The sequence below is a fragment of the Mesorhizobium sp. WSM4837 genome (assembly GCF_055811435.1).
Window position 1 is genome coordinate 101,417 of the sequence record NZ_JBVVQE010000007.1, and the last position, 15,553, is coordinate 116,969.

Sequence of the window (15,553 nt, forward strand, 5' to 3'; positions counted from 1 at the left end):
GGTCGTCCTTACCGCTTCCACCATCTGGGCCACTTGCGGTAGGTTGATTGAGTCGACCCTGAGGCGCTTCAGCCCTGCTTGACGTAGCCGGCGGTGACCTCGTCTTTGTGTGCGGCGAAGGCTGCGAGGACCTCCGCTTTCTCAGGCTTCGGAACCTTGGCGAAGTCCAGCGTCCGTCCGAGTTCCGCTGCGACCTCATCAAATTCCGCGGGAGAGATCCGGAGGTCCCGGTGGGCCTCCTCAAGGCCGAGCGGCGTCGTGCCGGGCTTGGTGGCCGTGAACCTGAAGGGCCCGCCAGAAACGTCGCAGACCCACAGCGTGCGCATGAACTTGAGGCCGGGCAACCTTCCAAGGTTCTCGGTGTGCCATTCTCGCAGCTGCGGGTTCTCGGACGTCTGGCCGACGATGGGGTTCTTCACGATGGCGTCGCTGAAGTGATCCACCACCGCTGCGATGGGGAAGACGCCTCCCAGCCGCTCGTACAGACTGTTCTCAGGCGTGGTTTGGTTGGCCTGCGCGGAGGTATTATCCGCCGCCGCCAAAGCCATCGGGGCGACGGTCAGCCCGGCGACAACGCTTCGTCTTGTGAAAGAGGTCGAGACAGCCGTTTTCATCTCTGTTTTCCTTCGAGTTAAGCCAGAGCAAGCCGCAGCATGTCTGGCGGCTTCATGAAGTGACATTCGGACATATCCACTTTGCCGTAACCGGGCATCGTCTAAGGAATCAACGAGCCCCCCGCCCGAATTATTCCGAGTGACCACATTCCGACGCTCGACATTCGTTAGAAGGCGAAAACCGCGGATGCTCCCCAAGCGTTGCGGACTTTAGATGGGCCCGCCGGCCCGCTCCAGTTCATGGGCGACAACCTCAGGCTGACGTTTCATGTCAAACAGTGCTCGACTTATGACGGCGGCACAGAAAACGCCGCAGGGTGACGGAAAAAAATAACGTCAACCTCATGAACCTAGCGCCTCGGTGTCATGCTCAGTCGAAGCGGACGGGTTGCCAGTCTCGATCGCCAGCGGTGAGGGGCTGCGCAGTCTGTCGCATGCACGGTGCCGGCGGTGGCGCACCTGAAGGCAAGCGGAACGGCAACTATCGCAACGGAGGCAGGACCAAACGCACAATCGCAGCCTTGGCGGTTGTCCAGGCAATGGCCCGGCTATGCGGCAGACGATCGATGATCTATCGGATTAACTGGGAACTAGGGCGTGGACTCGTTAACGCGCAGCCATACCCGGATTGACGCAAGTTGAATGAAGGCAAGGTAGTTGGCCGCGAGCTTGTCGTAGCGTGTTGCCACTCGCCGACACTGCTTGATCTTGTTGAAGAACCTTTCGACCAGATTTCGAGCCCGTTAGAGCTACGGGCTGAAGCTGAGCGCGTCTTTCCGATTGCTCTTTGGAGGGATATTCGCCCAGGCTCCATGCTGGAGGACAAGATCCAATCGGCGTCTGGGAAGCACGACTATCCTGCTTCGCATTCCGGCAGCCGCACAGGTTTGGCGGGCTTCGCAAGCACCTCCGGTTTGGCGCAGGGAGGGAAACCAGCTAGCGGCATTGTCTCTATGAACCGACTGCGCTCCATTGTGCTCAGGCCGGATTCATTGATCATGCTCTCGACAGTCAGGTCCGGGTGCTGCTCGAGAGTTTCCACAACCGAAGCATTTGCCTCATCGGTTCGACCCAGTGCCGCGAGGGAGCTGCTACGCACCACCCAATTCCACTTTTGGTAGTTGTTACGCGTCATGCGCTCCAGCGTCTTCAGCGCGTCCTCATACCGGCCCACCATAAAATAGGCATTGGAGAAGAAGTTGGACGTCCACATCGGGTAGTTCGGGTCGAGCCGGATGACTTGGTCGACCATTTGAGCACCGCGTTCGGGTTAACCGAAATGCGCTGCAAAGCCGGAATAGAAAGTCAGGATTTCGGACGAACCAGAAGCTAGGCGAAGGGCCGTATCCATCTCAGCCTTGGCGCGGGCGATGTCGCCCTGATCTGCAAGGCTCATACCAAACACCGCGTGTGCTTCAGCGTCGCTCGGGTCAAGCCGCACCGCGCGTTCGGCCACCTCGGCAGCCGCCTTGAAGTTGCTCTCGGGATTGAAACCAAACACAGCCAATAGAGCATGAGCATGGTAAAGTTCTACCCAAGCCCGGGCCAGCCCCGGATCCAGCTCGACGGTTGAGAAACGTGATGGCCGCCTCCTCATCCGCTTTGGTGAGCTTTTCAATCTTCTCCGTCCCGAGCAGATAGTAATCATAGGCATTCAGGTTTTCAGGCCGTTTACGTTTGGCTGCAGCCCGCCCGGCTTCTTGAATTAGTCCCACTCCGCCGCCGAGGCGGTTGGTGACCTGCTCTGCGATTTCGGTCTGAACGGCGAAGACGTCCTCAGTGGGCCGATCCCAACGCTCCGACCAAAGATGGTTGCCAGTTTTCGCATCGATCAACTGCGCAGCGATCCGCACCCGGTCACCTTGGCGTTGAATCGAGCCTTCTAGTACATAGCCAACGTGGAGGACACTCGCGACCTGACGGGCATCAACCGCCTTTCCTTTGTAAACTTCCGTCGAATTCCGCGCGACGACCTCGAGTTCGGGAAACCGGGCTAGGTCGGTAATGATGTCTTCGGTCAAGCCGTCGGCCAGACGCCCGGTCGCATCGTCGCCGCCATAATTGGCGAAGGGCAGAACTGCGACCGAAGGCTTGGCGCTCAAGGGTGCGGGCTGAAAAAAAACGACCAAGCGCCGGTTAAACCCAGCACCAGGATCGCTACCGCTGCGATGGCAGCCCAGTGCGGCATGATCTGGCGAAACGGCCGGCGCACTCGTTTGCCGTCGAGTCTCAGTCGGTAGATCCGAACCGGGCGGCTGATGTTCTTTACCCGCTGCTCGCTCAGGAAATCGAGAGGGCGTCGAGCTTGCCCTGCAGATGATCGTAGGCTGTGCCGGACACCATCACGCCTCCCGGCTCGGCGAGTGCTACAACCGCGCTGCGACATTGACGCCATCGCCATCGCCATAGACATCGTCATCCACCAGGGCGACATCGCCAAGATTGACGCCGATACGGAACACGGCGCGCTCAGCCTCGGGCAATCCGGCATTGCGCGTCCCCGACGCTGTCTGGATCTCCACGGCACATGCAACCGCATCGACGACACTATCGAACGCGACCAGCGCGCCGTCGCCCATCAGCTTGATGATACGGCCATGATGCCGGGCAATGGCGGGATCGATGACCTCGGTGCGAACCGCCCTTAACCGCGCAATCGTGCCGGCTTCGTCGGCCTCCATCGCTTTCGAATAGCCTGCCATGTCCGCAGCGAGGATCGCCAGCAGCTTCCGGTCGAGCGGGGGAACATTCATGAGCGCGCCCCTGCATGAACATGTAACGTGCGCGGAGTCTACACCCCTCGAAGTGCCATGGCGAGCACGCTGCCAAATGGGCATGACCGCTGTTGCACTTCGCGTCATTTTACGGCGACGCAGCAATTCGCGGCAACAGGGAGCGTCGCTTTTGACGGCAGGGCGCCGCTTCAGATCGGCCTTCGCAGTTAGCAGAGATAGCACCGTTTGCTCTGAAGACTACAGCGGCAATGCGGTAGCATGCTGGCCTCTCATCATGCGCATTGCCCGTCCCCTTGTCACCGACCGTCTTTCGTCGCGCGGTTCTGGCCTAGTTCAGCTCTGCCAGGAACGCGTTGATCGCGTCAGCACCTTGCTTTGGCTGCTGGCACATCCACCAATGACCCGCCCCTTCCAGAACGGCAACCTTTGCCCCGGCGCGCTCGGCAGAACGGCGCGCGAGCGTCTCGCCGCCGCAATAGGAATCTTCCGTCGCGATCAGCGCCAGGCCGGGTTTGGCGGCTGCCCGCGGCAAGCCGGTTCCGAGTTCGCGCATCACCGGTTGAGCGGCTGATCTGTACAGTGCCAGGATTGCCCTGCCCATCTCCGCGTTCGTACCCGCCGCCACCTTTTCAGCAATCGCCGAGGTCATACCCAAGCTATCGTACTGCTTGGCTCTGGCCTCGGCCGGCATGCCGACCATCTGCGCAACCGCCTGCTCGCCGATTTCCGGCGTCTGCCAGGCCTGCGCCAGGTCGTGCCAGACGTAATCCGGGTCGAGCACGCCCAGAACATCGGCCGTCCAAGACCGTATTAGGTCCGGGCGGTCCATTGCTATGCGCATGACATGTCCCCCACCCCAGTCATGCCCCACGAGATCGATCGGTTGCGCCAACTTCTCGAGTTCGCCGGCAAGCCAGTCGCGATAAGCATCAATGGAACAGTCGAAGCCGGCAGGGATGACGGACCCAAATCCGGGTGGAGACAGCCGAACAATGTCATCGTCGCGCAGATGCGGGACGAGATCGTCCCAGATCGCCTCCGTTTCCGGAATTCCATGAACGAGAACGATGGTCATCCCAAGCTTCTTCCCCAAAGAACATCTGTCGCCCAACCGCCTGCAGTCGAATACGCTGCCGCTGGCAAGCAAAGAATTGCGCTGCGGGCGAACACCTGCGAGCCCCTCGCGCTCGTCCGGCCTTCCCGCACTGTCCTGCCCACAAGGTCGATTGGACCCTACTATGGAACCAGAAAAAAATGTGCACAAGGGTCGAATGCCGCTTGGCAACTTTGGGTCAGGAGCGCTGGTCCCGGCCCAAAGTACGCTTTCCGGTAGCGTATTGGGTTCACAAAGGGCGGTTTAGGGCTTGATTAAGCCGTTCGTCGCGGTTGTCGGGAGTGGCGGCATCGGGTCAAATCCCCTGGTTCCGGTGAAGGTCCGCTTCCGGGAGCAAATTTGAGCCGGGAATGTCCGACTAGGGTCAATTCGCGACCTTCTCCCAGTAAGTTGAACGTCTGCAATCTTCGTTGCGGAGCCAGAAGCCGACCTTCCGCTGTCGGCCCAAAACGCGACGTCCGAGTGGTGGCTTGGCGATGTCAGGTGAGGGGCGGGCGCAAGCGACTTCTTCAGTCTCACGCCAGCGCCGCCGCCGTTCTCGGGGATGAACTCGACACCGGCCGAGACTAGCGCTCGTTCGATCGCAGCCAAAGCATCTTCCGAACCGCCGTATCGGCATGTCTCGAAGTTCGAATCGTGTTGCGGTGAACTCCGGCGGCCTTCGAAAGGTCAGACAGTGCTCGACAACTTCGTGGAGTTTCTTCGAAGGACCGGCAGAGCGTCACTGAACGGCGGCAAACTCTGCCGCTGCCTCACGGTGGCGGGCCTTTTAATGGCGCCATAGGAACAAGAGAGAGGCGATCCGGTTTCAGGAGGATGGAGGAAACTGGATATGCAAAACAAAATCAAAGAGCCACCACCGAGGCCCGACCCGAAGAAGAAGACACCTGTTCGTCGGCCCGACAAAAAAGCATCGCCAGAGCCTGAACATGTCGATCCGCCACCGCGAGATGTGCGAGAGGCACCGGCGCCAAATCCAAACGGGCGATAAGAATTCCTAACGGCCGGCACCCACGACCAAGTCGCCCGCTGCCTCACGGTGGCGGGCTTCATCGTTTGTGAACGTTAGGAACGGAGTTAGGAACTGTAAGTCTGCAACTTGCAAAGCGCAATGAAATCAATTTGATAGAATATCATCTGGCGGAGAGAGCGGGATTCGAACCCGCGTTACGGTCTCCCGTAAACACACTTTCCAGGCGTGCGCCTTCAACCACTCGGCCACCTCTCCGTCCTGGCATTTTCGCTGCGGCCGGTTTCGCCGCGCGGGTTGGGGAGATGCCGTCTCCTTGTTGGGGGATTCCCGGTCCGGAACTTCGCACCGTAGGCGCCGTCAACCAGCGGACACCTTTTCCCCACACCTGAGCCGTCAAAGCAACAGGCGCGGGGCTCATCTAGTCGATCCGGTGCCGAATGCCAAGACATAACAGCACTGCATTCGCTTTGTCGGATGCTCTGTCCATACCGCCAGCGCTGCCTTGGCACGCCGATCGCCGCGATCGGCGTCGTCGTCTCAACCGACCGACGCTCAGCGGCGAAAACCGGCGGCGCAGGTTCAACTTCGCGTGTCGCGATTGCGGATAAAGCGCGCAGATCCTATTTATCAGTCCGATATAGATATTTCTGAAAAGCTTGCGGGGAGGTAGGATGTTCCGCTTCGTCTTCCGTCTTGCCGCAATGGTTGCGCTTTCGGTTTCGGTCATCATGGCGGTAGTCGACGCGACGCGCTCTGTGGCGGCCTCCGCCCTGGTCATGACCCCGCTCAACACGAGCTGGCTCGCCGTCGCGCCGGATACGCGAAGCGCCTTCGAAAGCTTCGTCCGCGACAGGCTTGGTCCGCTGCTGTGGGACGGCGCCATCGCCTGGGTGCTCAACCAGCCCGGTTTCGCGGTGTTCGCGGTGCTTGCCTTCATTCTCTACATGATAGGCTACAGGCGGGAGCGGGCGACCGGGCGGTTCGCCTAGACTTGATAATTTTCCAGCGTCCCCAACCAAAGAGAAAGGGAGACTGCACATGTTTCTCAGCGACATGCTGAACAAGAAGCTCAACCTGCCGAAACCTGCCGAGGCGCTGCCGGGTCGCGCCAATCCTATCCCGACGGCATCCAATCATTTTGTCTCGAAGCGGCCGCTGAAGGGCCCCTATCCCGACGGGCTGGAGAAGGCGATGTTCGGGCTGGGCTGCTTCTGGGGCGCGGAACGCATGTTCTGGCAGGTCGAGGGCGTATGGGTCACGGCCGTCGGCTATGCCGGTGGCGTCACCCCCAATCCGACCTACCAGGAAACCTGCACCGGTTTGACCGGCCATGCCGAAGTCGTGCTGGTCGTCTACGACCCAAAAATCGTGTCCTATGCACAGCTTCTGAAGCTGTTCTGGGAAAGCCACGATCCGACGCAAGGCATGCGCCAGGGCAACGATGTCGGCACCACCTACCGCTCGGCGATCTACACCTTCGGCGATGCGCAATACCAGGCGGCGATCGCCTCGCGCGACGCCTACGAGGCCTCGCTGCGCGGCGCCGGGCGCGGCAAGATCACCACCGAGATCGCTCCGGCGCCGGAATTCTACTTCGCCGAGGAAGACCACCAGCAATATCTGGCGAAGAATCCCTACGGCTATTGCAATCTGCAGGGCACCGGCGTCACCTGCGCCATCCCGGCTGCCGTCTCCGCCTGAGGCCTTGGCGGGACGATGATCCCGGCTTTTCCAACAGGTCAAAATTCCGCGTGAATTTTGCTTCGGGCCGTGCCAGATTGGCCCGAAGCGGGAGGAAGACACTCCTGTCTGATGTCGCATGCCTGCCGGAGAACCGGGCAGGCAGGCGGTGCATAACGGAAAAATAACCGACAGGGTGTGGATCACATGAAACGTATCGTTCTCGGCCTCCTGGCCGCAACTGCGATGGTTCTTCCGGCCTTCGCCGCGGACATCCAGCCAGCACTTCTCTACGATCTCGGCGGCAAGTTCGACAAGTCATTCAACGAAGCATCCTACAACGGCGCCGAAAAGTTCAAGGCCGAAACCGGCATCGCCTATGTGGAATTCGAGGTCTCAAACGCCACCCAGCGCGAGCAGGCGCTGCGCCGTTTCGCCGAGGATGGCCGCAATCCAATCGCCATGGCGGGCTTCTCCTGGGCAGATGCGCTGGAGAAGATCGCCGTCGAGTTTCCCGAGACCAAATTCGCCATCATCGACATGGTCGTCGACAAGCCCAACGTCCGCTCCGTCGTCTACAAGGAGCAGGAAGGCTCCTATCTCGTCGGCGTGATGGCGGCGATGGCCTCGAAGACCAAAAAGGTCGGCTTCATCGGCGGCATGGACATTCCGCTGATCCGCCGATTCGGCTGCGGTTATGTCGGTGGCGCCAAGGCGGCCGGCGCGACCGATGTCATCCAGAACATGACCGGCGACACGCCGGCAGCCTGGAACGATCCGGCCAAGGGCGGCGAGATCGCCAAGACGCAGATCGACCAGGGCGCCGACGTGATCTACGCAGCGGCAGGCGGAACCGGTGTTGGCGTGCTGCAGGCAGCGGCCGACGGCGGCAAGCTCGGCATCGGCGTCGATTCCAACCAGAATGGACTGCAGCCCGGCAAGGTGCTGACCTCGATGGTCAAGCGCGTCGATGTCGCCGTCTACAACACGTTCATGGATGCCAAGAACGACAAGTTCACCGGCGGCATCAACGATCTCGGCCTCAAGGAAGGCGGTGTCGACTACGCCATGGACGACAACAACAAGGCGCTTGTCGACGACGCGATGAAGGCGGCGGTTGAAAAGGCCAAGGCCGACATCATCGCCGGTACCATCAAGGTGCATGATTACATGTCGGACAATTCCTGCCCTTATTGATCGACCCGACACTGATTGCGAACCGCCGGGGCATGGTCCCGGCGGTTTTGTTTGGGGCAGCAGTTTTTCCTCCAAACAATATCAGCCATTCAGGACACCGATGCAGCAGACAATCGAACCAATGCACGAGGGCGACGTCGAGATGGTTGCGCGACTGCGGCTCGCTGTATTTTTTGAGGGCACCGGACGAACGCTGACGGAGGACACGGCGGGGCTGCGAAAGTTGTTGGCTGGCGACGGCTTCGAGGCTTCGCTGGTTGCCCGGATCGGTGGTGTCCCGGTCGGGACTTGCTTGCTGGTCCGCCATGAACTCGAGCCGGCGCATGATCTGACGCCATGCCTTGCCGGGCTGGCTGTCGTTCCCGAGCATCAGCGGTGCGGGATCGGCCGGGCTCTGGTCAGGGCGATCGAAGCGCATGCCGCTTCGGCCGGCGTCAGCAAACTTTATCTCTATACCTGGGAAGCTCGCGATTTCTACGCTACGCTCGGCTGGCATGCGGTCGAAACATTCGAGCAGGATGGCCGGACAATGCTGCTGATGACGCGCAGGCTCGGCCGTTAGCCTTTGCTCATCCTCGGTCGCTCACCAATGCGGCGGCTTGGTCACCGGCACGTCGGACGCACTCTGTTCCTCCAGCGCCAGGAAGCGGTCGGCCAGCGCATCGAGCTTGCGCTGCATGCGCTCGATCACCTTCCACTGCTCGGCGATCTGGCCGGACAGTTCCTCGATGGTCTTCTCCTGCTCGGCGGCGCGGATTTCCAGCGTCGTCAGCCGGTCGTCGGGCATGGTCATTTGAAATCCTCGATCCAGGCGATTGTGCAGGCTGCGGCCACGTTCGAAATTGACAAGCGCGCGGGGATTTGTCGAGAGTGAACGCTGCTCCGGCAATTGGCACGGGCGGGGCGTCATGCTAGGCGTTTTGACCAAGCGATAAAAATACGATGGGAAAGGCCGCATGGCGCAAGCCGCAATCGAGCTGGTCGGCATCAACAAGAGTTTTGGCGCCGTCCGCGCCAATCGCGACATCAATCTGGAGATCGCGCGCGGTACCATCCACGGCATTGTCGGCGAGAACGGCGCTGGCAAGTCGACGCTGATGTCGATCCTTTATGGTTTCTATCAGGCCGACAGCGGCGAGATCCGCGTCGGCGGCCAGCCGGCGTCGATCAAATCGCCCAACGACGCCATCGCGCTCGGCATCGGCATGGTGCATCAGCATTTCATGCTGGTCGACAATTTCACGGTGCTGGAAAACGTCATTCTCGGCGCTGAAAGCGATGCGCTGCTGAAGAAGAGCATCGCCAAGGCGCGGTCCGAGCTGGAACGGCTCGAGCGCGAATATGGGCTGGAGGTCGATCCCGATGCGATCATCGAGGAGTTGCCGGTCGGACTGCAGCAGCGTGTCGAAATCCTCAAGGCGCTGTATCGCGGCGCCGAGATCCTGATTCTCGACGAGCCGACGGGCGTGCTGACGCCCGCAGAAGCCGACCATCTGTTCCGCATCCTCAGGCAGTTGAAGGAGCAGGGTAAAACGATCGTGCTGATCACCCATAAGCTGCGCGAGATCATGGCGATCACCGACACGGTCTCGGTCATGCGCCAGGGCACGATGGTGGCGACACGGGAAACCACGAAGACCACGGTCGGGGAACTGGCCGAGCTGATGGTCGGGCGCCGCGTGCTGCTCAGGGTCGAGAAGGGCGAGGCTGAAGCCGGCGGGGTCAAGCTCGCGGTGAGGAACCTGACGGTGAAGGATTCGCGTGGCGTCACCATGGTGGACAACGTCTCCTTCGATGTGCGCGCCGGCGAGATCGTTGGCATCGCCGGCGTCGCCGGCAACGGGCAATCCGAAATGCTCGAGGCGATTTCCGGCATCAGGCGCGCCGTCTCGGGCTCCGTCATGCTCGACGGCAAGCCGATCGATCTGACCGGGGCCGCCGATCCCGGCGAACTGCGCGACCGCGGCCTCGCCCATGTCCCGGAAGACCGTCATCATGTCGGGCTGGTGCTGGCCTTCGAGGAGAACGAGAATTCGATACTCGGCTATCACGACGATCCGCGATACCTGAAGGGACCGTTCCTCGACATCGACGCGATCCGCGACGACGCCAGGGACAAGATCGCCAAATACGACATCCGCCCGGCGGACTGCCGTCTCAAGACCGCGAATTTCTCCGGCGGCAACCAGCAGAAGATTGTGCTGGCGCGGGAAATGGAACAGGACCCGGGCGTGCTGATCGTCGGCCAGCCGACGCGCGGCGTCGATGTCGGCGCCATCGAATTCATCCACAAGCGGCTCATCGCCATGCGCGATCAGGGCAAGGCGGTGCTGGTGGTGTCGGTCGAGCTCGACGAGATCCGTTCGCTCTCCGACCGCATCCTGGTGATGTTTGCCGGCCGCATCGTCGGCGAGCGCGGCCCCGAGGCGAGCGAAGGCGAGCTTGGACTGCTGATGGCCGGCGTCGAGCACCGGGAGGCGGCGGAATGAGCACGCCTTACGCCAAGCTGCCGGCCTGGGCGGATTACGGGCTGATCCCGGTGATCAATCTCGCCGTTGCCTTCGTCGTCGCCGGCCTCGTCGTGCTTCTGGTGGGCGAAAATCCGTTCCGCGCTGCCGCCGTCCTGGTCGAGGGCGCCTTCGGCCGTGGGCAAGGCATTGCGTTCACGCTGTTCTACGCCACCACCTTCATCTTCAGCGGGCTGTCGGTGGCGGTTGCCGCGCATTGCGGCCTGTTCAACATCGGTGGCGAGGGCCAGGGCTATATCGCCGGTCTCGGCATCGGCATCGTCTGCCTGGCCTTCGACAGCGTGCTGCCATGGTGGCTCACCTTTCCGCTGGCGATCATTGCCGCTGCGGCGATGGGGGCGCTGTGGGCGCTGATCCCGGCCTATCTGCAGGCCAGGCGCGGCTCGCACATCGTCATCACCACCATCATGTTCAATTTCATCGCCGCCAGCGTCATGGTCTACGCGCTGGTCGGATTCCTGAAGCCGGCCAATTCGATGGCGCCGCAGACACGCACCTTCCTCGACGGCGCGCAACTGCCAAAGCTCAACTGGGTCATCGAATTGTTCGGCGCCAAGATCCGCTCGGCGCCGTTCAACATCAGCTTCCTGCTGGCGCTGGCCATGGCGTTTCTGGTCTGGGTGCTGATCTGGCGCACCAGGCTCGGTTACGAGATGCGCACCTACGGCCACAGCGCGAAAGCGGCGCGCTATGCCGGCATTTCGGAAACCCGCATCATCATCGTCGCCATGATGATTTCGGGCGCGCTGGCCGGCATGATGGCGCTCAATCCAACGATGGGCGACCAGCACAATGTCGCGCTCGAATTCGTTTCGGGCGCCGGTTTCGTCGGCATCGCAGTAGCGCTGATGGGGCGCCTGCACCCGGTCGGCATCGTGCTCGCCGCAATATTGTTCGGCATGCTGTACCAGGGCGGCGCCGAGCTCGCCTTCGAAATGCCGGCGATCAGCCGCGACATGATCGTCATCATCCAGGGCCTGGTCATCCTGTTCGCCGGCGCGCTCGAGCATATGTTCCGGCCCTATGTCCAGGCGCTGTTCGCCTCGCTCAGCCCGAGATCTGTCGGCATCGAAGCGATCAAGGGGAAGGGTGCCTGAGATGGATCTGTTCAACGCCATCATCCAGGTTCTGGACTCGACCATCCGCCTGTCGGTGCCGTTGCTGCTCGCATGCCTCGCCGGTCTCTATTCGGAGCGGGCCGGCATTTTTGACATCGGGCTCGAGGGCAAGATGCTGGTCGGCGCCTTCGCCGGTGCTGCCTCCGCCTCCGTCTTCCATTCCGCCTATATCGGCCTCGGCATGGCCATCCTCATCTCGGTCGCTTTTGCGCTGGTCCACGGCTTTGCCTCGATCACCCATCGCGGCAACCAGATCGTCTCCGGCGTGGCGATCAATTTCATCGCCGCCGGATCGACGATCATGCTCGGCCAGGCCTGGTTCCAGCAAGGTGGACGTACGCCGGCTCTGGCATCGGATGAGCGGTTCGGGGCGATCGTCTGGCCCGGCGCGGACGCGCTCAAGGGCGTGCCGATCCTCGGACCGATATATTCGGAACTGATCTCCGGCCATTCCGTGCTGGTCTATGTCGCGTTCCTCGCCGTGCCGTTCACCTGGTGGGTGCTGTTCCGCACCCGTTTCGGCTTGCGCATGCGCGCGGTCGGCGAGAACCCGGCCGCGGTCGACACCGCCGGCATCTCGGTCGCCTGGCTGCGCTACCGGGCGTTGATCTGCACCGGCGTGCTCACCGGTATTGCCGGCGCCTATCTGTCGATGGTGCAGAATGGCGGCTTCGTTAAGGACATGACTGCCGGCAAGGGCTACATCGCCCTGGCCGCGCTGATCTTCGCCAAGTGGAAGCCGGTCAACGCCATGTTCGCCTGCCTGTTGTTCGGCTTCCTCGACGCGCTGTCGATCCGCCTGCAGGGCACGCCGCTGCCGCTGATCGGCAAGGTGCCGGTGCAGCTCATGCAGGCGCTGCCCTATATCCTCACCGTCATCCTGCTCGCCGGCTTCATCGGCAAGGCAATTCCGCCGCGCGCCGGCGGCGTGCCCTATGTCAAGGAACGCTAAGCGTGATTTCGAACCGCAGGTCAGCGTCAGCGAAATGTAGAAGCCGGTTTTCGGACAAGATCATGCAATGGAAAAACAATGTCGCATGATCTGTTCGAAGAGGCCAAGGCCGCCATGGCCAAGGCCTATGCGCCCTATTCGAAATTCCCGGTCGGGGCGGCACTGCGCACCGAGGACGGCCGCGTCTTTACCGGCGCCAACGTCGAGGTCGCGTCCTATCCGGAAGGTTGGTGCGCCGAAACCACCGCGCTCGGCCACTTCATCATGGCCGGCGGCGGCAGGATAACGGAGATCGCTGTCATCGCAGAGCGCATGGCTAAATGCTCGCCCTGCGGCGGCTGCCGGCAGCGGCTGGCCGAATTCTGCCGGCCGGAAACCAAACTCTATCTTTGCGACAATGCCGGCGTGGTCGAAACCGTGACCATGGGCGAGATGCTGCCCTACGGCTTTCAGGGCGAAATGTTGAAATGAGGAGCTTGGTTGAAATGAAGAGCTGGTTGACATGAAGGAAGCGCTTGATCGTCTGGTCGAAAGGCTGGACGGGCTGGCGCCCGCCACCGCGCTGGTGCTGGGTTCGGGCCTTGGCGGGCTTGTCGACCAGGTCGAGGATCCTGTCCGCATTTCCTATGGCGAATTGCCGGGCTTTCCCAGAAGCGGCGTCACCGGCCATGACGGCGAGGTGGTGGCGGGACATTTTGCCGGCACGCCTGTGCTGGTGCTGTCCGGCCGCGCTCACTACTACGAACACGGCAACGCGGCGGCGATGCGGCCGGCGCTTGAAGTGCTTGCCGGCCTCGGCATCTCGCAACTGATCCTCACCAATGCCGCCGGCTCGGTCGATCCGGGCATGGGGCCGGGCTCGGTGATGCTGATCACCGACCACATAAATTTCTCGGGTTCCAATCCGCTGATCGGCGAGCCGAGCGACCGCCGCTTCGTCGGCCTGACCGAAGCCTATGATGCCGGCCTTCGCTCAGCGATCGAGACGGCGGCGAAGGCGACGGACACCGCGCTGCACAAGGGCGTCTATATGTGGTTTTCGGGGCCGTGCTTCGAGACGCCCGCCGAGATCCGCATGGCGCGCGTCATGGGCGCCAATGCCGTCGGCATGTCGACCGTGCCGGAGGTCATTCTCGCCCGTTTTCTCGGCCTGCGCGTCGCCGCCTGCTCGGTCATCACCAATCTCGCCGCAGGGTTGACAGGGGCGGAGCTTTCGCACCAGGAGACCAAGGACATGGCGCCGATTGGCGGCGCGCGGCTGGCGACGATCCTCCAGCGTGTGTTCCAGGATGGGTTGCCGGAGCGTAAGGTCCCGGCCTGATGCTTCCCCAGGAAATCATCCGCAGCAAGCGCGACGGCCACAAGCTGTCGACGCAGGAGATCGCCAGCTTCATCGAAGGCCTCACCGCCGGCACCGTCTCGGACGGGCAGGTCGGGGCCTTCGCCATGGCGGTGTTCTTCAACGGCATGAGCCGCGACGAGGCGGTGGCGCTGACCCTGGCGATGCGCGATTCCGGCGACGTGCTCGATTGGTCGGACCTGCCGGGCCCGGTCACCGACAAGCATTCGACAGGCGGCGTCGGCGACAATGTCTCGCTGTTGGTGGCGCCGATCGTCGCTGCCTGCGGCGCTTATGTGCCGATGATTTCCGGCCGCGGCCTCGGCCATACCGGCGGCACTCTGGACAAGATGGACGCCATCCCGGGCTATACCAGCCAGCCGGATGTCGCGGGATTCCGCAAGGCAGTGCTCGAAGCCGGCTGCGCCATCATCGGCCAGACCGCCGATCTCGCGCCCGCCGACCGCCGGCTCTATGCGATCCGCGACGTGACGGGAACCGTCGAATCGGTGCCGCTGATCACCGCCTCGATCCTGTCGAAGAAACTGGCCGCCGGCCTGCAGTCGCTGGTGCTCGACGTAAAGGTCGGCAACGGCGCCTTCATGGAAAAGTCGCGCGACGCAACGACACTGGCGAACAGCCTGGTCGAAGTCGCCAACGGCGCCGGCCTGAAGACCTCGGCGCTGGTCACCGGCATGAACGAGCCGCTGGCGTCGGCAGCCGGCAACGCGGTCGAGGTGCGCAATGCCGTCGATTTCCTCACCGGCCGCTTCCGCGACCGGCGCCTGGAGGATGTGACGCTGGCATTGGCCGCAGACATGCTGCAGTCGGCCGGGCTGGTCTCGTCCAACCAGGACGGCATGCGGCGCGCCGCCGAGACGCTTGCCGGCGGCGGTGCCGCCGCCGTCTTCGCGCGCATGGTGGCGGCGCTCGGCGGTCCGGCCGACTTCGTCGAGAACCCGGAAAAACACCTGCCGAGGGCGGCGACGGAATTTGCGGTCAAGGCCGCCGAAAACGGCTTCGTTACCGGTATCTCCACCCGCGACATCGGGCTTGCCGTCGTCGGGCTTGGCGGCGGGCGCATCCGGCCGGACGACAGGATCGACCATGCCGTCGGCATCACCCGGCTGCTGCCTGTCGGCGCGGAGGTGCGGGCCGGCGAGGCGCTGGCGCTGGTCCATGCCCGCAATGCCGGGGATGCCGAGGCGGCCGCCGCCGTCGTGCTTTCGGCCTATACGATCGGCGCTTCGAAGCCGCCCGCGGAAAAAACCGTCATCCGGCGGATCCTGCCGCGCGGATGAAG

The 15,553-nt window shown here is 62.5% G+C and carries 13 protein-coding genes, 1 tRNA gene and 2 pseudogenes; 10 read left to right on the forward strand and 6 right to left on the reverse strand.

Annotated features, from left to right (window positions below; genetic code table 11):
- Positions 1-68: 68 nt before the first annotated feature.
- From AC0L3D_RS06155 to AC0L3D_RS06175, 5 genes and pseudogenes are all read right to left on the reverse strand, one after another.
- Positions 69-614, reverse strand: a complete 546-nt coding sequence (locus AC0L3D_RS06155) for a globin domain-containing protein (RefSeq protein WP_473629196.1) — start codon at positions 612-614, stop codon at positions 69-71.
- 590 nt (positions 615-1,204) lie between these two features.
- Positions 1,205-1,357, reverse strand: a pseudogene (locus AC0L3D_RS06160) (IS5/IS1182 family transposase); the annotation flags it as partial.
- 110 nt (positions 1,358-1,467) lie between these two features.
- A pseudogene (locus tag AC0L3D_RS06165) lies at positions 1,468-3,367 on the reverse strand (tetratricopeptide repeat protein).
- Positions 3,368-3,677: 310 nt separating this feature from the next.
- Positions 3,678-4,496, reverse strand: a complete 819-nt coding sequence (locus AC0L3D_RS06170; protein ID WP_473643472.1) for an alpha/beta fold hydrolase — start codon at positions 4,494-4,496, stop codon at positions 3,678-3,680.
- Between the two features lie 1,105 nt (positions 4,497-5,601).
- Positions 5,602-5,691: transfer RNA gene (locus AC0L3D_RS06175), tRNA-Ser, on the reverse strand.
- A gap of 416 nt (positions 5,692-6,107) precedes the next feature.
- Between AC0L3D_RS06175 and AC0L3D_RS06180 the strand changes: the two genes are divergently transcribed.
- The 4 genes from AC0L3D_RS06180 to AC0L3D_RS06195 all read left to right on the forward strand — a co-directional run bounded on the left by AC0L3D_RS06180 (position 6,108) and on the right by AC0L3D_RS06195 (position 8,875).
- Entirely contained in the window at positions 6,108-6,425 is a 318-nt protein-coding gene (locus tag AC0L3D_RS06180; protein WP_473643474.1) for a hypothetical protein, read from the forward strand.
- Positions 6,426-6,474: 49 nt separating this feature from the next.
- Entirely contained in the window at positions 6,475-7,137 is a 663-nt protein-coding gene (gene msrA / locus AC0L3D_RS06185) for a peptide-methionine (S)-S-oxide reductase MsrA (protein WP_023797495.1), read from the forward strand.
- Positions 7,138-7,323: 186 nt separating this feature from the next.
- Positions 7,324-8,313 carry a BMP family lipoprotein gene (locus AC0L3D_RS06190; RefSeq protein ID WP_023797496.1) on the forward strand — a complete coding sequence of 330 codons (990 nt, stop codon included), beginning with the start codon at positions 7,324-7,326 and terminating at the stop codon, positions 8,311-8,313.
- 100 nt (positions 8,314-8,413) lie between these two features.
- On the forward strand, positions 8,414-8,875 hold the full coding sequence (locus AC0L3D_RS06195; protein WP_473643476.1) for a GNAT family N-acetyltransferase: 462 nt from the start codon (positions 8,414-8,416) through the stop codon (positions 8,873-8,875).
- A gap of 21 nt (positions 8,876-8,896) precedes the next feature.
- Here the strand turns inward: AC0L3D_RS06195 and AC0L3D_RS06200 are convergent, their stop codons facing one another.
- On the reverse strand, positions 8,897-9,106 hold the full coding sequence (locus tag AC0L3D_RS06200; RefSeq protein WP_031254215.1) for a SlyX family protein: 210 nt from the start codon (positions 9,104-9,106) through the stop codon (positions 8,897-8,899).
- 163 nt (positions 9,107-9,269) lie between these two features.
- Between AC0L3D_RS06200 and AC0L3D_RS06205 the strand changes: the two genes are divergently transcribed.
- From AC0L3D_RS06205 to deoA, 6 genes are all read left to right on the forward strand, one after another.
- Positions 9,270-10,802 (forward strand): ABC transporter ATP-binding protein, encoded by a 1,533-nt coding sequence (locus AC0L3D_RS06205; protein WP_023797498.1) that lies wholly within the window; start codon positions 9,270-9,272, stop codon positions 10,800-10,802.
- Positions 10,799-11,938: an ABC transporter permease gene (locus tag AC0L3D_RS06210; RefSeq protein ID WP_027153023.1), complete on the forward strand. Its 1,140-nt coding sequence runs from the start codon at positions 10,799-10,801 to the stop codon at positions 11,936-11,938. The genes AC0L3D_RS06205 and AC0L3D_RS06210 overlap by 4 nt, the downstream gene beginning before the upstream one ends.
- A gap of 1 nt (position 11,939) precedes the next feature.
- On the forward strand, positions 11,940-12,911 hold the full coding sequence (locus AC0L3D_RS06215) for an ABC transporter permease (RefSeq protein WP_473643477.1): 972 nt from the start codon (positions 11,940-11,942) through the stop codon (positions 12,909-12,911).
- A gap of 78 nt (positions 12,912-12,989) precedes the next feature.
- Positions 12,990-13,382: a cytidine deaminase gene (gene cdd, locus AC0L3D_RS06220; protein ID WP_023797501.1), complete on the forward strand. Its 393-nt coding sequence runs from the start codon at positions 12,990-12,992 to the stop codon at positions 13,380-13,382.
- Positions 13,383-13,413: 31 nt separating this feature from the next.
- A complete protein-coding gene (locus AC0L3D_RS06225) occupies positions 13,414-14,232 on the forward strand; it encodes a purine-nucleoside phosphorylase (protein WP_473643479.1) in 819 nt (272 codons plus the stop codon).
- Positions 14,232-15,551 (forward strand): thymidine phosphorylase, encoded by a 1,320-nt coding sequence (gene deoA, locus AC0L3D_RS06230; RefSeq protein ID WP_473643481.1) that lies wholly within the window; start codon positions 14,232-14,234, stop codon positions 15,549-15,551. Before AC0L3D_RS06225 ends, deoA begins: the two co-directional genes overlap by 1 nt.
- The last annotated feature ends 2 nt before the right edge of the window (positions 15,552-15,553 follow it).